16 protein-coding genes, 2 tRNA genes and 1 other RNA gene are annotated in these 18214 nt (G+C 27.3%); 7 read left to right on the plus strand and 12 right to left on the minus strand.

The genetic code is table 11. The features are described 5' to 3' along the window. Window positions 1–49: 49 nt before the first annotated feature. The 9 genes from ACTTBE_RS07210 to carA form a co-directional block, all read right to left on the minus strand. Window positions 50–1972: a transglutaminase family protein gene (locus tag ACTTBE_RS07210; protein ID WP_440677752.1), complete on the minus strand. Its 1923-nt coding sequence runs from the start codon at window positions 1970–1972 to the stop codon at window positions 50–52. Further along, window positions 1965–2870 (minus strand): hypothetical protein, encoded by a 906-nt coding sequence (locus ACTTBE_RS07215; protein WP_440677753.1) that lies wholly within the window; start codon window positions 2868–2870, stop codon window positions 1965–1967. The genes ACTTBE_RS07210 and ACTTBE_RS07215 overlap by 8 nt, the downstream gene beginning before the upstream one ends. After that, window positions 2860–3744, minus strand: a complete 885-nt coding sequence (locus ACTTBE_RS07220; protein WP_440677754.1) for an AAA family ATPase — start codon at window positions 3742–3744, stop codon at window positions 2860–2862. Before ACTTBE_RS07220 ends, ACTTBE_RS07215 begins: the two co-directional genes overlap by 11 nt. Then, window positions 3744–5051: an O-antigen ligase family protein gene (locus tag ACTTBE_RS07225; RefSeq protein ID WP_440677755.1), complete on the minus strand. Its 1308-nt coding sequence runs from the start codon at window positions 5049–5051 to the stop codon at window positions 3744–3746. Before ACTTBE_RS07225 ends, ACTTBE_RS07220 begins: the two co-directional genes overlap by 1 nt. Before the next feature lie 71 nt (window positions 5052–5122). Then, window positions 5123–5425 (minus strand): STAS domain-containing protein, encoded by a 303-nt coding sequence (locus ACTTBE_RS07230; protein WP_440677756.1) that lies wholly within the window; start codon window positions 5423–5425, stop codon window positions 5123–5125. 99 nt (window positions 5426–5524) lie between these two features. After that, a complete protein-coding gene (locus tag ACTTBE_RS07235; RefSeq protein ID WP_440677757.1) occupies window positions 5525–5737 on the minus strand; it encodes a hypothetical protein in 213 nt (70 codons plus the stop codon). Between the two features lie 3 nt (window positions 5738–5740). Continuing rightward, window positions 5741–6127 (minus strand): hypothetical protein, encoded by a 387-nt coding sequence (locus tag ACTTBE_RS07240; RefSeq protein WP_440677758.1) that lies wholly within the window; start codon window positions 6125–6127, stop codon window positions 5741–5743. Between the two features lie 87 nt (window positions 6128–6214). Then, window positions 6215–9433, minus strand: coding sequence for a carbamoyl-phosphate synthase large subunit (gene carB / locus ACTTBE_RS07245; protein WP_440677759.1), 3219 nt, complete (start codon window positions 9431–9433; stop codon window positions 6215–6217). Beyond that, window positions 9411–10607, minus strand: coding sequence for a glutamine-hydrolyzing carbamoyl-phosphate synthase small subunit (gene carA / locus ACTTBE_RS07250; protein ID WP_440677760.1), 1197 nt, complete (start codon window positions 10605–10607; stop codon window positions 9411–9413). Before carA ends, carB begins: the two co-directional genes overlap by 23 nt. 127 nt (window positions 10608–10734) lie before the next feature. Here carA and ACTTBE_RS07255 point away from each other — a divergent pair, with 127 nt between their 5' ends. The 5 genes from ACTTBE_RS07255 to ACTTBE_RS07275 all read left to right on the plus strand — a co-directional run bounded on the left by ACTTBE_RS07255 (window position 10735) and on the right by ACTTBE_RS07275 (window position 15073). After that, complete coding sequence (locus tag ACTTBE_RS07255) at window positions 10735–11196, plus strand: GatB/YqeY domain-containing protein (protein ID WP_440677761.1); 462 nt, start codon at window positions 10735–10737, stop codon at window positions 11194–11196. Next, window positions 11196–12971, plus strand: a complete 1776-nt coding sequence (gene dnaG, locus ACTTBE_RS07260) for a DNA primase (RefSeq protein ID WP_440677762.1) — start codon at window positions 11196–11198, stop codon at window positions 12969–12971. The genes ACTTBE_RS07255 and dnaG overlap by 1 nt, the downstream gene beginning before the upstream one ends. A gap of 65 nt (window positions 12972–13036) precedes the next feature. Further along, entirely contained in the window at window positions 13037–14860 is a 1824-nt protein-coding gene (rpoD, locus tag ACTTBE_RS07265; RefSeq protein WP_440677763.1) for an RNA polymerase sigma factor RpoD, read from the plus strand. A gap of 3 nt (window positions 14861–14863) precedes the next feature. Then, window positions 14864–14938 (plus strand) — tRNA-Val (locus tag ACTTBE_RS07270). 58 nt (window positions 14939–14996) lie between these two features. Next, window positions 14997–15073, plus strand: a tRNA-Ile gene (locus ACTTBE_RS07275). A 3-nt stretch (window positions 15074–15076) separates the two neighbouring features. Here the strand turns inward: ACTTBE_RS07275 and ACTTBE_RS07280 are convergent. The 3 genes from ACTTBE_RS07280 to ACTTBE_RS07290 are packed head-to-tail and all read right to left on the minus strand — an operon-like array spanning window position 15077 to window position 16957. Next, complete coding sequence (locus tag ACTTBE_RS07280; RefSeq protein ID WP_440677764.1) at window positions 15077–15547, minus strand: hypothetical protein; 471 nt, start codon at window positions 15545–15547, stop codon at window positions 15077–15079. A 5-nt stretch (window positions 15548–15552) separates the two neighbouring features. Next, window positions 15553–16137 carry an MlaC/ttg2D family ABC transporter substrate-binding protein gene (locus ACTTBE_RS07285; RefSeq protein ID WP_440677765.1) on the minus strand — a complete coding sequence of 195 codons (585 nt, stop codon included), beginning with the start codon at window positions 16135–16137 and terminating at the stop codon, window positions 15553–15555. Window positions 16138–16150: 13 nt separating this feature from the next. Further along, on the minus strand, window positions 16151–16957 hold the full coding sequence (locus tag ACTTBE_RS07290) for an MlaA family lipoprotein (protein WP_440677766.1): 807 nt from the start codon (window positions 16955–16957) through the stop codon (window positions 16151–16153). Between the two features lie 101 nt (window positions 16958–17058). Between ACTTBE_RS07290 and ACTTBE_RS07295 the strand changes: the two genes are divergently transcribed. Beyond that, on the plus strand, window positions 17059–17790 hold the full coding sequence (locus tag ACTTBE_RS07295; RefSeq protein WP_440677767.1) for an N-acetylmuramoyl-L-alanine amidase: 732 nt from the start codon (window positions 17059–17061) through the stop codon (window positions 17788–17790). A gap of 41 nt (window positions 17791–17831) precedes the next feature. Next, an RNA gene (gene rnpB, locus ACTTBE_RS07300) (RNase P RNA component class A) lies at window positions 17832–18188 on the plus strand. Window positions 18189–18214: the final 26 nt, after the last annotated feature.

The following is an 18214-nucleotide window of genomic DNA, read 5'->3' on the forward strand; positions in this document are numbered from 1 at the left end:
AAAAACAATTAATTCTTTTAAACCCCCTAAATTTATTTAGGGGGTTTTTTTATATCCAAAATATTTGTAAATTTATTTTTATAAAATCCCCAAACTTATTTTTTTTTATTTCTGAAAATTTATTTTTTTCAAATATTTTTAAAATTTCTCCCCATTTTTTTTTTTCTTCTTCGTTAAAATAAGAAAACAATTCTTGATGTGTGAGATTTAAGTTTTGTAAATTTTTGATACGACTAATTTTTTTAAAAAATAAATTAAAATATATTTTTCTACTCAAAATTATTTTTAATAATTTAATGAATATAACAGCAAGTATTAGACTAAGTATAAATACATAGCCATAATTAATTAAATTTTTATTTTTAAGTTTATTTTCAACAAACTCTTTTCTAGATTGGTCATCATAGTTTATAAAATTATTTGTCCAAATATAATTTATATAATTAAAATAAATTTTTATATTTTTTTTATTTAATACTTCATTTTCCTCAAATGATGATGTAGTTGATGTGTCATTAATTAAATTAAAATTATTTGAATTAATTACATTCTGATTTGGTATTACAAGTGTTGGATCGAATAATATCCATTTATCATTTAAATATACTTCTACCCAAGAGTGAGCGTCTTGCTGCTTAAATGTATAAAAATCTCCAACAGAGTTATAATTTCCACCGTAGTAACCAGATACTAAACGAGAAGGTATTCCTGCTAATCTGGATAAAATAGCAAAAGTACCTGCATAATATTCACAGTAACCTGTTTTAGTTTCAAAGAAAAATTTTTCATAATCATTACCAATTTTTTGAGGACTTAGACTGTAAAAATATCCTTTTTCTGAAAATTGATCTAAAATTTTACCTAAATAATCAATTTCATTTTTAGAATTTTTTAACTGCTGTTTAGACCATGTTAACATCTTTTGTGAAAAATTTTCTGGTAGAGAAGTATAAAAATTTATTAGTTTTTCGTCATATATATAAACAGTTTCTTGGTTGTATAGATTTAGAGCAGATTTTTTTATAATCTTCTTGTTAGAATTTGATAAATTATCAAATAAATTAAAATTAATTGATGAATTTTTAAAGTTCTGATTAGAAAGTTTGGGTATCCATTTCTTTTCGTGAGGATTTAGTATTAATCTTCCATATATTTTATTTTGATCAATATTAGTTTGATTGATTTTAATATTTTTAGCGTAATTACTTAATAAAGCTTGATCATCTGTAGACACCCAATTTTTTTCTTTATCAATTAAGTTAAAGACTTTTACTCTAAAGTAATACTTTTCTACTTTGTTCTTTGCCTCAGAGGTAAATATAAAAACATCTTCATCGCTATTTGAAATATTTTCAAAAGAGCCCAGACTTATTTTGTTAGGTATTCCCAAATTATTCTGCTTAGTCTCAAATAGTTTTAAATTAATTTCTGCTCTAGGGAATATCAAATAAATGATAGTTATAATTGGCAATATACTTAATCCAAATGCCAAATATCTAACTAGATATTTGAGGTTTAATCTTAAAACCTTTTGTTGATTTAGAGAATATAATTGAATAATTGAAATGATTAAAATTAGAAGTGAATTAATTGAACTGATTAAATCTTGTCCATATAATAATGTTGATATTGCAAAAAATATAATTGTATAATTAAAGAAGAAGTAGTTTTCTTTGTTTTCTAACTCTGAATATTTTAAAAAAATTAATATTAGTATTAGATTGATAAAATATTCCTTAGATAGGGTGTAATCATTCAGAACAAATTGAATATAAAAGCTTCCTAAAGCAATTAATCCACTAATTACTTTTTTATATCTATAATCAAAATAATTTTGAAGAATGGCAAATAAAGCTATTACAATGAAATATAAATTACTTAGAATATTTACTTCAAAAGCAACTAAAGTGTAGGAAAGTAGTAATAATAAAATTGCAGTAAATCTGTAATTTAATAAATCAATATTAAACATTAGCTAAAAAAGTTAATTGTTTTTTTTTATGCTCATGTGAACAAGACATATTAGAAGTATAATTTTTGTATTTAACTGCAAAAGGGTTTTTTAATTTATAAAAATGATTAATCAAATATGAAGCGTAAGAAAGAGATTTTTCTAAATTATCACTAAGTTTTTCTATATCGATTATAATATTTTCACTGTCCTTTTTAAAAATAAATTTTTTAAAATAATATTTTTTCTTTATTGAATAGTGTTTCCAGGAAACTTTTGACAAATTTTTATTAAACTTATCTTCCTCAATTTTATCAAACTCATAGTCAAAACCCTCTAGATTTTTATTATTTATATTATCAAGTATAAATTTAGGTGGTCGAATAGGTTTTGGATAAACAACTATTTTTTCTTTAAAAGTTATTTTCCCAAAAGTTTTTATAATCCCAAATGGAAATACAGAACTAATATTTAAACAAGGAGTATTGACGACTCCTCTTTCCTTAAAAGCATGTTTAAAATTAATTTGTTCAGATTGATTAATGTCAGTATTAAATTGATGGTGATTTTGATAAAAATCAACGTTTAATCTTTCTTGTTTGTTTTTAGTTTCCACCAGATATTTTAAATCAATTTCTTGATTAGATGGAAATAAGTTATCTAAAAGCCTGAATTTAAGATTATTTAAATTTTGATAAGAAATAAGAATTGAAATAAAGAATATGAAAAAAAGAATAATTGATAATAAAAGAGCGAAATTATTTTGATAAAAAATTGAAACTGCAAAACAAAAAAAAATTAATGCACCAATTTGAAAGCCTTTTTGATTTGGGAAAATATAGAGATTATTTCTGTTGATTATATTTTTGTTTTTTTCTGATTTTTTATTTATAAATTTTTCCAAAAAATTAAACTTCATTTGGAACATGTACTTTGCTTAATATTTCATTTTTAATGAATTGAACAGTATCATTTTTTTCAACGATACTTAATCTATGTCTTAATATGTATGGAAGGACATCTTTTATTTCTTGAAAAGTGACATACTCTTTTCCATTAATTAAAGCTAAAGCTTTAGATAGCTGAATCGTATGTTTTAGACTTCTTATTGAAATATGAACATTGCTGTAATTTGATTTGATGTGTTGGTGAATTTTATCTAGATATTCAATAACATCTTCATTAGTATAAATTTTAGATAACGATTTAATTTTGTTAAATTTAAAGCTTTTATTCTTAATTTCTTTGAAGAATTTTTTATCTGATAATACTTTTAATCTTTGACTATGATCTAATTCATCTAAAGAAAAAGATATTGAAAATCTATCTAATTGAGATTCTGGCAATAAGGATGTTCCCGATAAATCAGATGGGTTTTGTGTTGCAATAACTGAAAAAGGTTTTTGAAGTTTAAAAGTTTTTTTATCAATTGTAACTGTTCCTTCTTCCATTGCCTCAAGAAAAGCACTTTGAGTTTTAGGACTAGCTCTATTTAACTCATCTGCTAAAACAATGTTTGTAAATATTGGACCTTTATTTGTCTCAAATTTATTATTTTTTAAATATGTGTATCCCAAAATATCACTTGGGAGTAAATCAGATGTAAATTGAATTCTTTTAAAATTTAAATTAAGTGCCTCTGTTAATGATTTAGCAAATGTAGTTTTTCCTGTACCAGGTAAATCTTCTATTAGAATGTGCCCACCACTAATAATAGTTGCAATAGAAATTTTAATTTTGAACTCATTCCCTACTACATTTTTTGATATACTATTGATAATATTATCAAACATTAGCTTTTTTTATCTTTTAGTTTGAATTTAATTTTTTTTGATATTTCTGAACATAGTACACTGACGAATAAAACAAAGTAAAAAGTGAATGTTGCATGAAAAAGTGCTCCATCAATTAATCCATGAGTTATTATACCAACTATACCTAATCCAGAAATTAACAGATGATTTTTTTTATAAGTAAAAAAATATTTTAAGCTTGATGAACCTAGCTTAATTAACAATGTAGAAATTAATAAGGTACCTACAAGTCCCCATTCTACAACAAACTGAATAATAAAATTGTGAGGGTGATTATGTTTAAAATGTCTGTTGATTAATAAATCCCCATATGATTTGTTTGCATGAAAATCATTGTAAGCAGATATTGCAAACCCACCTGGACCTTTTCCAAAATAAGGATTCTCTAAAAATATAAAATATCCATATTTCCATAAATTAATCCTATCTAAGCTATAAAGAAAATTGTATTGATTTCTAAAATCTAAATCGAAGTTATGTAGATTATTAGTAATGTAATTAACAGGTGTAGATATGTGAAAAATTATTTTGGCCAATAATATAGATAAAACAAAACTAAATAAAAAAATTAAAAACTCATACCTAAATTTTTTCTTTGTAACAATCAGAAGCATGCACATGAATAAATAAGTTGCTAAAATTGCAACTATTGTTCCACGGCCCATAAGCAATAATGCTAAAGTCATAAAGGTGGTTAATATGAATAAGTTTTGAATGTTATTTCTTTTTAAATTTGAATGTAGGAAACCTAGAAAAAATACAACCAAAATTGTAACAAGCATTCCTACCATCCTAGTACCGTCAAAAAAAATAATTTCTTTATTAGTATTTGAAAGACCCTTGTTTGATATAAAAGCGTAAATTATAAATATAGAAAATATTAATCCTGGTATAATAATTGATTTAACCAGATTATTGTAATTAATATTTCTATCCTTAAAATATAGGTAAAGAAAAACGAACAAGAAAATATCTGAGATAGTATCAATATATCTAATTCTTAGCCACTGAAATGCAAATAAATGAATTTTTGATGGCGATGTAATGAATGAGATTGTAACTGAAATAATAAATAAAATTAAAATAATACTAATCGTTCTTTTTTGTTTAATTACTGTTTTTATTTCTTCATAAAATTTAATTTTAAATGAAATTGAAAATATTATTATTAATTTTAAAAAAATAAGTTTCTTATAATCCTCGATAAAATTACCAATAGTAATAAAGATTACAGAAGAAATTAACAAAAATAGAAAATTGTCAAAATTTTTAAGTTTTGACATCATAATTTAAAATATATCATTTTATAAAAAACTAATATCCAAAAGATGTCTTTAGAAATTAGATAATTTAAAATTTATTCTACAATTTCAAAAAAACTTATTAATTTTGCTAATTTTAAAACAGACAAAACAGCTTCACTTGGTTTAACTATTTTAAACTCTTTACTTCCTTCTCCAGCTCTTTGTTTGCTTTCAATCAGTACTGCAATTCCTGAACTATCAATATAATTTACTGCACTCATATCTACAGACACAGCTTTATTGTCATCAAGAGCTCCGTGTACTTGTTGTCTTAAATTTCCAGAATTTTCTAGATCTATTTCACCACTGACTGTTATTATCAGTACATCATTTTCGGTTTTTTCTGGATAACTCATGATTTGAATATAATCAGAGTATACACGTAGTCAACAAAATCATTAAACTTAAATCTTGTTGCTGACAGTAAATATTGAATTTAATTTAAATAATTAAGGTTAAGAGTAGCTAGCAGCAATTAAAGCGATCGCAGAAACGGTAGATACAAAATAGATTAGTTTCTTTTTTTTCTTTTCTTTCCCATTAATTTTATTTATCATTTCTTCATAACTTAACTTAGCGTTATATTCATTATTCTCCAAATAAGCTTTAGGTACCACGACATCATTTATTTTTTTATTTTTTAAAATTATATGTTGAATATTGTTCACAATTTAAATTTTTGTAGTAAGCTCAATTAATTCTTTGAGAATAATCTCATTATTTTCTAAATTTTTTTTTCTACATTCTTTAGAAACATAAATTTTTGAATCATTTCTTATTAACCAATTAAGTTTAATTAATTCTGAAACTTTTCTTCTAACGGTTTCCCTTGGAAGACCAAGATTTCTTGAAATTAAATTAATACTTGCACCATTTGAAGTAGAACAAAAAACCTCATTTTCACAAACTAAATTTTCATTAGTGAAATTTTTTAAATTAATTCTGCTTACTAATTTTAATATTTGAGGGTAATAAGATCTCTCACCAAAGTTGGATATATCTTTTGTGTATATTGAAGTGACTAAATCTTCAATTATTTTGTAATTTTGTAAATGCATGATGTGACTTTTTACCCAAATTGGGTTTTTTTAATAATAAAATTTATATTATTATCTACGCTTAATATATAATTTTTTTATAGATATTTATTGTATAGCCTGAACTTCTATTTTTTTTGTTTTCAAAGATCTAATTGCCTGTAAACATGCTATAGCAGTAGACATGTTTGTACAATAAGGAACTTTATTTTTAAGAGTTGCTCTTCGAAGCGCAATAGCATCATTTAATCTATGCTCACTATTTCCACCACCAGTATTAATTACAAGTGCAATTTTATTTGAGTCTAAAACATCTACAATATGAGGACTACCGCTGCTTACTTTGTTTATAATTTTACATTTCATTTGATGTTTTTGTATATATTCAGCAGTACCTTTTGTTGCGCATAGTTTGAAGTTAAGCTTAATTAGCTGTCTTGCTAAATCGATACCCTCATCTTTATGAGAGTCTTTTAAGGATATAAATGCAAGACCTTCTTTTGGAAGGGAATTGGCCGCAGCAATTTGACTTTTGGCAAAAGCCATTCCAAAATCTTTATCAAATCCCATTACTTCACCTGTAGACTTCATTTCGGGGCCTAGAAGTAAATCACTATTTGGAAACTTATTAAAAGGAAATACAGCCTCTTTAACAGCATACATTCCTTTTGATTTATCTTTAAGATTAAATTTAGAAAGCTTTTCACCTGCCATTATTCTTGATGCAATCTTTGCAAGTGGTATCCCTTTTGCTTTTGAGACAAAAGGAACAGTCCGACTAGCACGAGGATTTACTTCAATAATATAAATTTCATCTTTCTTGATTGCATATTGAATATTCATAAAACCTTTTACTTTTAAAGCTAGAGCTAGTTTTTTTGTTTGATTTTCAATTTCTTTTATCAGATATGGTTTAATAGATACTGGCGGCAAACTACATGCTGAGTCCCCAGAATGAATTCCTGCTTCTTCAATATGTTGCATAATCCCTGCTACATAAACATCTTTTCCATCAGAAATAGCATCCACATCAACTTCCATTGCATGATCTAGAAATTTATCTATTAAAATTGGATTTTCTTCTGCAGCTTTAAATGCTTCCTCAACAAAGTTTTTCAATTGACTTTTTTCATGAACAATTTCCATTGCTCGTCCACCTAGAACATATGAGGGCCTAACCACTAGTGGTAAACCAATTTTTTCAGATATTTTGATTGCTTCTTTAAATGTTTTTGCAATTCCACTATCAGCTTGTTTTAAATTTAATTTAATTAATAAATTTCTAAATTGATCTCTATCTTCTGCTAAATCTATTGAGTTATATTGTGTTCCTAAAATTGGGAGCTTGTTATCATTTAAAAATTTAGCAAGCTTAATTGGAGTTTGTCCTCCAAACTGAGCAATAACTCCTATTAGATTTCCTTTTTCTTGCTCTTTTTTAATAATGTTAAATACATATTCTTCTTTCAAAGGTTCAAAATATAACCGATCACTCGTATCATAATCAGTAGATACAGTTTCAGGGTTACAATTAACCATGATGGTTTCAAAACCTGCATCTTTTAATGAAAAACTTGCCTGACAACAGCAATAATCAAACTCAATCCCTTGGCCTATTCTATTAGGTCCACCACCTAAAATTATTATTTTCTTTCTATTTGATGGATCCGCTTCACACTCGGAATTTATTGAGAAATTTCTTTGATAAGTTGAATACATGTAAGGCGTAAAAGATTTAAATTCTGCAGCGCACGTATCAACTTTTTTGTATACAGGTAGCACTTTTACAGCTGTTCTTTTTCTTCTTATTATATCTTCTGATGAATTAGTAAGTTCAGCTAATTTTTTGTCTGAAAAACCAATAGATTTAATTCTATTAAATTCATTATAATCTTTTGGAAGACCTTTTTTTTTAATAACTAACTCGTTATCAACAATCTCTTTAATTTGTCCTAAGAACCAAGGATCAATTTTACATAAACTGTATATTCTTTTTAAACTGATTTTTTTTCTAAAAGCCTCGGCAACAAGAAGCATTTTATTTGGAATATGCTCTTTCAGTTTTTTTTCTATTTGTTTTTTATTTAGATTAAATATTTGGTCCAAACCAGAAAAACCAGTTTCTAAAGATATCAAAGCTTTTTGCACAGACTCCTTGAAGTTTCTCCCAATAGCCATTGCTTCGCCAACAGATTTCATTGAAGTACCTAAAGTTGCAGGAGAAGTAGAAAATTTTTCGAAAGTAAACCTTGGTATTTTTGTTACCACGTAATCAATGCTTGGTTCAAAAGATGCAGGTGTTACTTTTGTAATCTCATTTTTAAGTTCATCTAAAGTATAACCAACTGCGAGCTTGGCTGCCACTTTTGCAATTGGAAACCCGGTTGCTTTGGATGCAAGTGCTGATGATCTAGACACTCTAGGATTCATTTCAATAACAACCATTCGTCCATCTTTGGGATTTATCGCAAATTGAACATTAGACCCGCCTGTCTCAACCCCAATTTTTCTTAAACATGCAATAGAGGCATTTCTCATAACTTGATATTCTTTATCAGTAAGAGTTAAAGCTGGAGCAACAGTTACAGAATCTCCTGTGTGAATTCCCATCGGATCAATATTTTCTATTGAGCAAATGATGATACAGTTGTCTTTTTTATCTCTTACAACTTCCATCTCAAATTCTTTCCAACCCTCTAAACACTCTTCTACAAGAACCTGGCTAACTGGTGACTCGTGTAATCCATTTTTTATGATTTTGAGATATTCTTTTTTATTCTTTACTATTCCACCACCTAGACCACCTAGAGTAAATGCAGGTCTTATGATTGCAGGTAAACCAATTTTATTTAGAACTTTAGAGGCTTGATTGATATTATTAATAATTTCAGATTTTGGTAAATCTAAACCAATATCAATCATATTTTTTCTAAATTTCTTTCGATCTTCAGCATTAGAAATTGCTTTAGAGTTTGCACCAATAAGCTCTATTTTGTATTTTTTTAATATCCCTTTTTTCTCTGCTTCCATTGCAAGATTAAGAGCAGTTTGGCCTCCCATTGTTGGAAGAATTGCATCTGGTTTTTCTTTTATAAGAATTTTCTCTAGAACTTCTAATGTAATTGGTTCTATATAAGTTTTATCTGCAACATCTGGATCTGTCATGATAGTTGCGGGGTTAGAATTTATTAAAACAACTTTATAACCTTCATCTTTTAAAGCTTTACAAGCTTGTGTTCCTGAATAATCAAACTCACAAGCTTGGCCAATAATAATTGGACCAGCACCTATTACTAATATTTTTTTAAGATCTTTTCTTTTTGGCATTTTTTTTCATATTGTTAATAAATTCTTTAAATAAATAGACACTATCTTGTGGCCCAGGGTTAGACTCGGGGTGATATTGAACTGAGAATATAGATTTATTTTTTAACTTAATACCCTCAATACTATTATCAAATAATGATTTATGAGTGACCTCAATATTTTTTGGTAAAGTTTCTTTAACAACTTCAAAGCCATGGTTTTGACTAGTGATCTCTACATTGTCATGAATTAAATTTTTTACAGGATGATTTGCACCTCTATGACCTAACTTCATTTTTTTTGTTTTACCACCAAGTGCTAAAGCGAGAATCTGGTGACCCAAGCAAATGCCAAATATTGGAATGTTTTTTTTAATAAGGTTTTTAATTATATTTATCGCATACTTTCCAGTAGCAGCTGGATCTCCAGGACCGTTTGATAAAAATATTCCATTTGGTTTAAGACTTAAAATTTTTTCAGCAGATGTTTTGCAGTGTACTACTGTCACTTTGCAATTAAAATCAGAAAAATATCTTAAAATATTTTTTTTGATTCCATAATCTATTGCAACAACATGAAATTGATTTTTTCTATTTTTTACAAATCCATCTTTCTTTTTCCAAGTTTTAAAACCTTTCCAAATATAATTTTTTGGAGTTGATACTTCTTTAGCAAGATCAAGGTTTTTTAATCCACTCCATTTCAAAGTAGTATTTGTTAGTTTGCTTATATTAAATTTTTGTTTTTTTGAGAAAGCAATTGTTCCTCTTGGTGCTCCTTTATCTCTAATAAAATTTGTTAAACTTCTCGTATCAAGACCAGTGAGGCCAACAATTTTATTTTTCTTTAGCCACGAATTTAGATGTAAGAAAGCTCTATAGTTTGATGGATCAGTTATTTCTGAATTAAAAATCACTCCCTTAGCCCATATCTTGTCAGACTCTATATCTTCTTTATTAGTTCCAACGTTTCCAATATGTGGAAAGGTAAAATTAATAATTTGACCTGCATAAGATGGATCTGAGATTATTTCTTGGTAACCAGTTAAAGAAGTGTTGAAACATACTTCTCCAGTTGCCTCTCCCTCGTAGCCAATACCAATTCCTCTAAAAACTTTCTTGTTTTCAAGAACTAAAACGCCTGTATTAATTTGATGATTATTTTTTGAGTTAATTTTTTTTGAATTTTTGATCAATTACAACTCATGAGTTAAAGGTTAATACAATAATTGCTTTATTATCGCAACAGAGATGTATTATAAAATTGTAAAAAAACAATTTTTCTTTTGAAGAATTTTTTCTTTGAAGTACATTAAAAAAATTATGTCATTAAAGAACACTATCGAAAACGAATATAAAAATGCTCTAAAATCAAAAGATAAAAATAAAATATCAACCTACAGGTTAATTTTATCTTCTATAAAAGATTTAGACATTGCAAATCGTTCTGGACCCAACAAAAAAGATACAGATGATGAGGATATTAAAAAGCTTCTTAAAAAAATGGTTAAACAAAGAGCCGAATCTATTGAAATCTATAAAAAAAATAACAGAACTGATCTTTTGGAAGTTGAACAAAATGAATATGATATTTTAACCAGTTTTCTGCCTAAACAAATGAGCGAGGAAGACACCAAAAAATTATGTGCAGAATTAATCTCTAAATTAGGTGCTAGTTCCATTAAAGATATGGGTAAAATAATGGGTGAGTTAAAGAAATCCCATTCTGATGAAATTGATTTTTCTAAAGCTGGATCAATAATTAAGGAATTATTGAATACTTAATGAAATACCCCAAAGAGTATTTAGATGAAATTAAGACAAGGTTGAAAGTATCAACAGTTGTTTCAAAAACAGTCTCATTAAAAAAAAGAGGAAAAGAATTTGTAGGTTTATCTCCATTTAAAAACGAAAAAACACCTTCATTTACAGTTAATGATGAAAAAGGATTTTATCATTGTTTTGCTACCTCAGAACATGGAAATATTTTTGATTTTGTAATGAAAACTCAAAATTTAAAGTTCGGAGAAGCTGTGAAACATTTGGCTCAATTAGCAGGTATGCAGCCATATTTGTTTTCAAAAAAAGATGAAGAACGAGAAAAAAAATGGAATGAATATAAGTCAATTTATAGTGAATATGTTAATTTCTATCATAATGAGTTGATTAAAAACGAACAATATTCAAATGCTAGAGAATATTTAAAAAATCGATCTTTAAGTAAAGAAGACGTAAAAAAATTTAAAATGGGATATGTTGAAAAAAATCCAAATATTTTTGAACAATTAAAGAATAAATATAGCGGACAAACCTTAGTTGAAACTGGATTGTTTTATTTAGATGAAAAAAAGAAAATTTATGTTGAAAGATTTAGAGGAAGATTAATTTTTCCAATTAATAACATAACTGGCCAGCCAATTGCTCTAGGTGGAAGAATTATAGAAAACCTAGATTATCTTGCAAAATATATTAATTCGCCAGAAACTTTATTTTTTAAAAAAGGATCAAACTTATATAATCTAGATTTAGCAAGAAAATTATCAAACAAAGTAGATCATATTTATTTAGTAGAAGGTTATATGGATGTTGTTGGTTTAAGTAAAAACGGAATTGATAATGCTGTTGCAAATCTTGGTACTTCACTTACTGATAAACAGATTTTGATACTTAATCAATTTTTTGATGATATCATTATTTGCTTTGATGGTGATGAAAGTGGTTATAAAGCAGCATTAAGAGCTGCAGAAAATTCAATTAAAGAATTAAAACCAGAAAAACAAATTTCTTTCTTATTTTTACCAAATAAAGAAGACCCAGACAGTTATGTGAATAAAAATGGTAAAGCTAACTTCATAGAATTTACAAAACAATCTAAGTTATCAATTCATCAATTTATTTTTAGTCACTATAAAAAACAAACTGAAAATAACCCTTCTTCCATGGCTATTTTTGAAAAAAGATTAAGAGAGGTAGCAAACACTATTAAGGACAATTATATCAAAAAATATGTATTAGAATATTTTTTAGAGAAAATTGTAGAATTAACGCCTCATTCAAATCAAAAAAATAAAAAATCTTATAAAAAACCAACCAAATCTTTAGATGCCACAAAGAAGTATTATAACGAAAGCCAATCTTTATCTGGAGTTGAGCTTAAAGAATTTTCCTTAATTTATTTGATAATTAATAATTTAAATTTAATGCAATCAAATATTCATTTAATTGAAAATATTAAATTATTTACTGAATTTAATAAAAAAATCTTTCATCAAATAATTGAAATTTTAAAATCTGAAAATCAAATAACTGTTCAGGACTTAAATTTGGATAGTCAGATAATTGAAAAAATAAATAAATTTGCCCCAATTAAATATATTTTAAAAAATAATACTGAAGATGAGCAGAAAATCATTGAATTGCTTGAGGATATAACTCGAGATTTAATGAATTATGATCTAGAGTTTAGAATCCAAGAGTTAGAATCGAAGTTTTCAGTCGATATGAGCGAGAGCACATTTAATGAGCTAAAAGAGCTCAAAAAAAAGCAGAATCTCAATTAATCTGGACAAATTTGTAATGGATTTTTACAGATTTGACATTATATAAGACTTTCAACTTTATCGCTGTGGAAAGAATTATTACAAAATCATTTGCTAGATTAATGGGTCGAGGAACCCATAGAGGATTTATAACATATGAAGAACTTAGCAAATCATTAGGTAAAAGAAATTTATCAGACGAAAATCTTGCTCAAGCTTTTATTCATATCTTAGATGAAAATATTTCATTAGTTGAAAAAAAATCAGATTTTAAAGTACTGAGAAAAAAAGAAAATTCAAATAAGGAAGAAGGCAAAACAATTGAGAAAAGTGACGACCCTATCAGAATGTATTTGCGTGAAATGGGAGGTGTTGAGTTACTTTCAAGAGAAGGTGAAATTGCAATTGCAAAAAGAATAGAGGCTGGAAAAGATGTAATGTTAATTGCATTATCACAAAGTCCAATAACAGCACAACAATTTTTTGAGTGGAATGAAAAACTTCAAAAAGATGAAATATTAGTTCGAGAAATTATAGATATCGATACAAATTATATGGAAGATGAGTCTACTGGACCAAGCGCTAAACAAAAAAATGCTGGTGAAACAGATAAAGAAGATGGGTCTTCAGATGAAGATGACGATTTTAATCCTACTCTTGCTGCAATGGAGACAGAAATTAAACCTAAGGTATTAAAAACAGTAAATACATTAACTAAAGAATATACAAAATTAATTAAGTATCAGAAAGAAAAGTTAAATTATGTTTTAAATTCTCAAAACTTTACACCCGCAAAGGAAAAAGGTTATGAAAAGATTGTAAATGATATATTAGAAAATATTAAATCACTTCAGCTTTCCCCATCTGTTTTAGAAGAACTTGTTCAAAAACATTATGTTGAGAATAAAAAAATTATTTCTTTAGAGGGAAATCTTTTAAGACTTGCAATGGATCAAAAAATACCAAGAAATGAATTTATTAAATTTTATGTCGGTAATGAAATAAACCCAAATCTTAAAAAATTTTTAGATACTAATTTAGTTTGGAAGCAATTTTTTGTAAAAAATAAAGAAGAATTTAAAAATATCAGACAAAGACTTATTGAAATAAGTCACAAACTAGGAATTTCAGTTACTGATTTTAAAAAATTAGTGAGTAGAATTCAAAAAGGAGAAAAAGAATCCAGAATAGCAAAAAAAGAGATGGTTGAAGCTAATCTTAGATTGGTAATTTCAATAGCTAAAAAATACACAAATAGAGGATTGCAATTTTTAGATTTAATTCAAGAGGGTAATATTGGATTAATGAAAGCGGTTGATAAGTTTGAGTATAGAAGAGGATATAAATTTTCTACTTATGCTACATGGTGGATAAGACAAGCAATTACCAGATCAATTGCAGACCAAGCACGAACAATCCGTATACCTGTTCATATGATTGAAACTATAAACAAAATTGTCAGAACTCAAAGATTGATACTTAGTGAGTTTGGTAGAGAAGCAACTCCAGAAGAGTTAGCACAAAAATTAAGAATGCCATTAGATAAAGTTAGAAAAGTATTAAAAATTTCTAAAGAACCAGTTTCTCTTGAAAAACCTGTTGGCGACGAAGAAGATAGTAGTTTAGGAGACTTTATCGAAGATACAAAAGCTTTAGCTCCATTAGAGCAAGCTATAAAATCTAATCTCGGAGAAGCAACTACAAAAATTTTATCTACTTTAACTCCAAGAGAGGAAAGAGTTCTTAGAATGAGATTTGGTGTTGGTATGAATACTGATCATACTTTAGAAGAAGTAGGTTTGCAGTTTTCTGTAACAAGAGAAAGAATTAGGCAGATCGAGGCCAAGGCTCTTAGAAAATTAAAGCACCCAAGTAGATCTAAACAACTAAAAAGTTTCTTAGAAAGTTAGATTGGGCCGTTAGCTCAATAGTAGAGTACTGCATTGACATTGCAGGGGTAGTTGGAGCGTAACCAACACGGCCCACCATTATTGATTTATCTTTAATTGATAACTTGATAAAAATGATATAACTAACTAATGTTTTGGGCCTGTAGCTCAGTTGGTTAGAGCAGTACACTCATAATGTATTGGTCCCAGGTTCGAGTCCTGGCGGGCCCACCAAATTTATTTTTTTGATATTCCAGCAAGTTTTTGCAAAAGATATATTTCTTTTTCAGTTAAGCCTTTTTTATTTAATTCAGCAATAATTTCTTTTTTAAGATTTTTTGAAGCTAAAAATGAAATAATTCCAATTGAAGATGTAAGTAATGTAATCAACAAATTTGAAAAAGTGACGAATATTGAAAAAAAAGAGACTATAAACCAAAAGAATATTAAACCTGTAACAATAATTTTTTGACTTTTTAAATCTTTTATTTTTAAAAAAAAAAGAAACATGGAAGTTATAAGCATTAAAATTCCTGAAATTATAAACCACAAAACAATTGAAATATTAGAGGTGCTACCACCCACAAAAGTATCTTCTAATGCTTCATTAACAAAATATAAAATTATACTTTTGTACAAAGCATAAATTAAAAAAGCCAAAGTAGTTAACGCTGAAATTAGTAGTGTTGTTTTAGTTGTAATTTTCAAACTAATTAATTATTTGAAAACTCTTTTAATTTTAAAATTAATGCATTGATATCACCATCAGCACTCAGGATAATAGAGTTAAATTCTTCTTTTTGAGTTCTAGCTAAACTCAAACCTTCAATAATTAGATCTCTAATTAAAGGTTGATCTTTGTTTTTAGTGTATACTCTCCAATCTATTTTAACAGCAGGTCTTTTATCTGTAGCAGCGAGTGTACTTGAAACTATTGTATAGTTTTCATTAATTTTATTTTTTGAATCAACATTTATTATTGGATTAGAATATTCAGCCAATCTACTTGAAAAACTTTGTAAAAAATATTCTCTAAATGCTTTTTCATACTCAATTTTTTGATCATCAGATGCGTTTTTTCTGTGTGACCCTAATGAATAAAAACCTATACCTCTTATATCAACAGTATCTAATGCAATTTTTTTTAATTCATCCATTCTTTCTTCTTTTGTAAGACCACCACCAAGAGTTTCAGCAGCTCTATTTACTGTCGACTGCACAAAGACATCTGCCTCCATAGAGAAAGAGTTTGTAAAATTAAAGTTTAATAACAATAATAAGATAATTATTTTCTTCATATTTTTAGATTAGTTATTTTTTTGTTTCAATTTCTTCCCAGTCATCATCATCTTCGTATATGACTTCTACGTTTCCTTGTTGTACATTTTTAATTTTATTTTCTCTATCTTGTAAATATAAACTTCTTACTGATGCATAAAAATCTATAGAATTTTCCTCAAGGTTTTCAAAAGATTCAATATTATTTGCTCTAAACTCAATACCAGTGATCGCTTTTGATGCAATATAAGCACCCTCACTTAAAAACTCATTGTTTCCATGTACTGAGGCATTGTACCAAGGATCTCCACCCATTATATTTGCAAAAGATCCTGTCGTGTCTCTAATAGTAGAGGGACCTAGAACTGGAAGCACTAAATAACAACCTGGGCCGAAGCCCCATTTACCAAGAGTTTGACCATAATCCTCTTTTTCATATTTAGGAAAACCCATTTTGTTTGCTACATCTATGGTTCCCAATAATCCAACAGTTGTATTAACTGCTAATCGAGCTGTATTTATAATTGCAGTCTTAACGTCTCCTTGCAATACATTATTAGGGATAGTAACTAGAGTAGATAAATTTCTTACTGCATTAGAAGTTCCTTTTTGAACTTTATCTGGCAATTTTCTATATCCTTTTGCTATTGGTTTAATTACTGCTTTATCAAGACCTTGATTAAAAGAAAATGTTGCTCTGTTTAGTTTTTCAAAACAATCTTTAGTATCTTGAGTTTCAGATTTATTGTTATTTAAAGCTATCTCGCCATCAGAACCAGCATTAGCATTAAATGTAATTAAGAATAGAGAAAATAGTATGATGGTCAGTTTTTTTAACATTCGAATTTATATTATATAAAATTTAATATTAAAGTAGAATTAAATTTCAAAAGTGACGATAAATTGTTAATAAATAGCCTAAATTTGTACCCAAATTGAGTATGAAAATATTACTAAATTATTCTCCAAATTTTGATCCTAAAAGAAGAAAAATAAGTGAAATAAAATTCATAGTTTTTCACTACACTGGAATGAAATCCGAAAAAAAAGCAATAGACAAATTATTAGATCAAAACTCTAAAGTTAGCTGTCATTATTTAATTAAAAATAATGGAGATATTATAAAAATGGTACCTGAAACTTTTCAAGCTTGGCACGCCGGAATTTCTAGTTGGAAAAAATTTAAATCTTTAAACAAAAACTCTATAGGTATTGAAATAACTAATCCTGGTCATGAATTTAAATATAAAGAATTTTCAAAAAAACAAATTTCCTCATTAATAAAGCTCACAAAGTATTTAGTTAAAAAGTTTAAAATTAATTCAAAATCAATATTAGGTCATTCAGATATAGCACCAAGTAGAAAGCTTGACCCTGGTGAGAAATTTCCATGGGCATTTTTATCAAAAAATAAAATTGGAACTTGGCATGATTTAAATCCAAATAAAATAAAAAAAGAAAGAGGATTAAAAATTTCAACTAAATTGAAATTAAAATTTACAAATAATCTTTTTAAAATTGGTTATCCCAGAAGGTTAAAAATAAACAAAAATAAATATAATAAAATTATCACATTTGCATTTCAGAGAAGATTCAGGCAAGAACTAGTAAATGGTAAAATTGATAAAGAATGTTTATTAATAAGCGAAAACCTAATAAAAAAGCTTAATTAATTTGTCTTGTAATTTTTAAGTTTAATAATAAGTTCACCCTGCCAGATAAACGACTTATCGCTTTGATTTATTTTAAAGAGGAAAGTCCGGGCTCTACAAGGACACAGTGCCAGGTAATGCCTGGCGGGGGAGACCCTAGGGATAGTGCCACAGAAAATATACCGCCATAACATGGCAAGGGTGAAAAGGTGTGGTAAGAGCACACCGGTTCTATTGGTAACAATGAACGCTGGAAAACCCCACTGGGAGCAAGACTAAGTAGAGATGACATTGTTGCAAGACTAAAAGCCGTCCTTGGCTAGTCATCAGGGTTAGTTGCTTGAGCTTAAGAGTGATCTTAAGCCTAGACAAATGATAGGTTTAAATGACAGAACCCGGCTTATAGTTTATCTGGTACTTCACAGTTTAAAAAACGAAAAAACAA

It is taken from the genome of Candidatus Pelagibacter sp. HIMB1587 (assembly GCF_052047775.1).
GTDB lineage: Bacteria > Pseudomonadota > Alphaproteobacteria > Pelagibacterales > Pelagibacteraceae > Pelagibacter.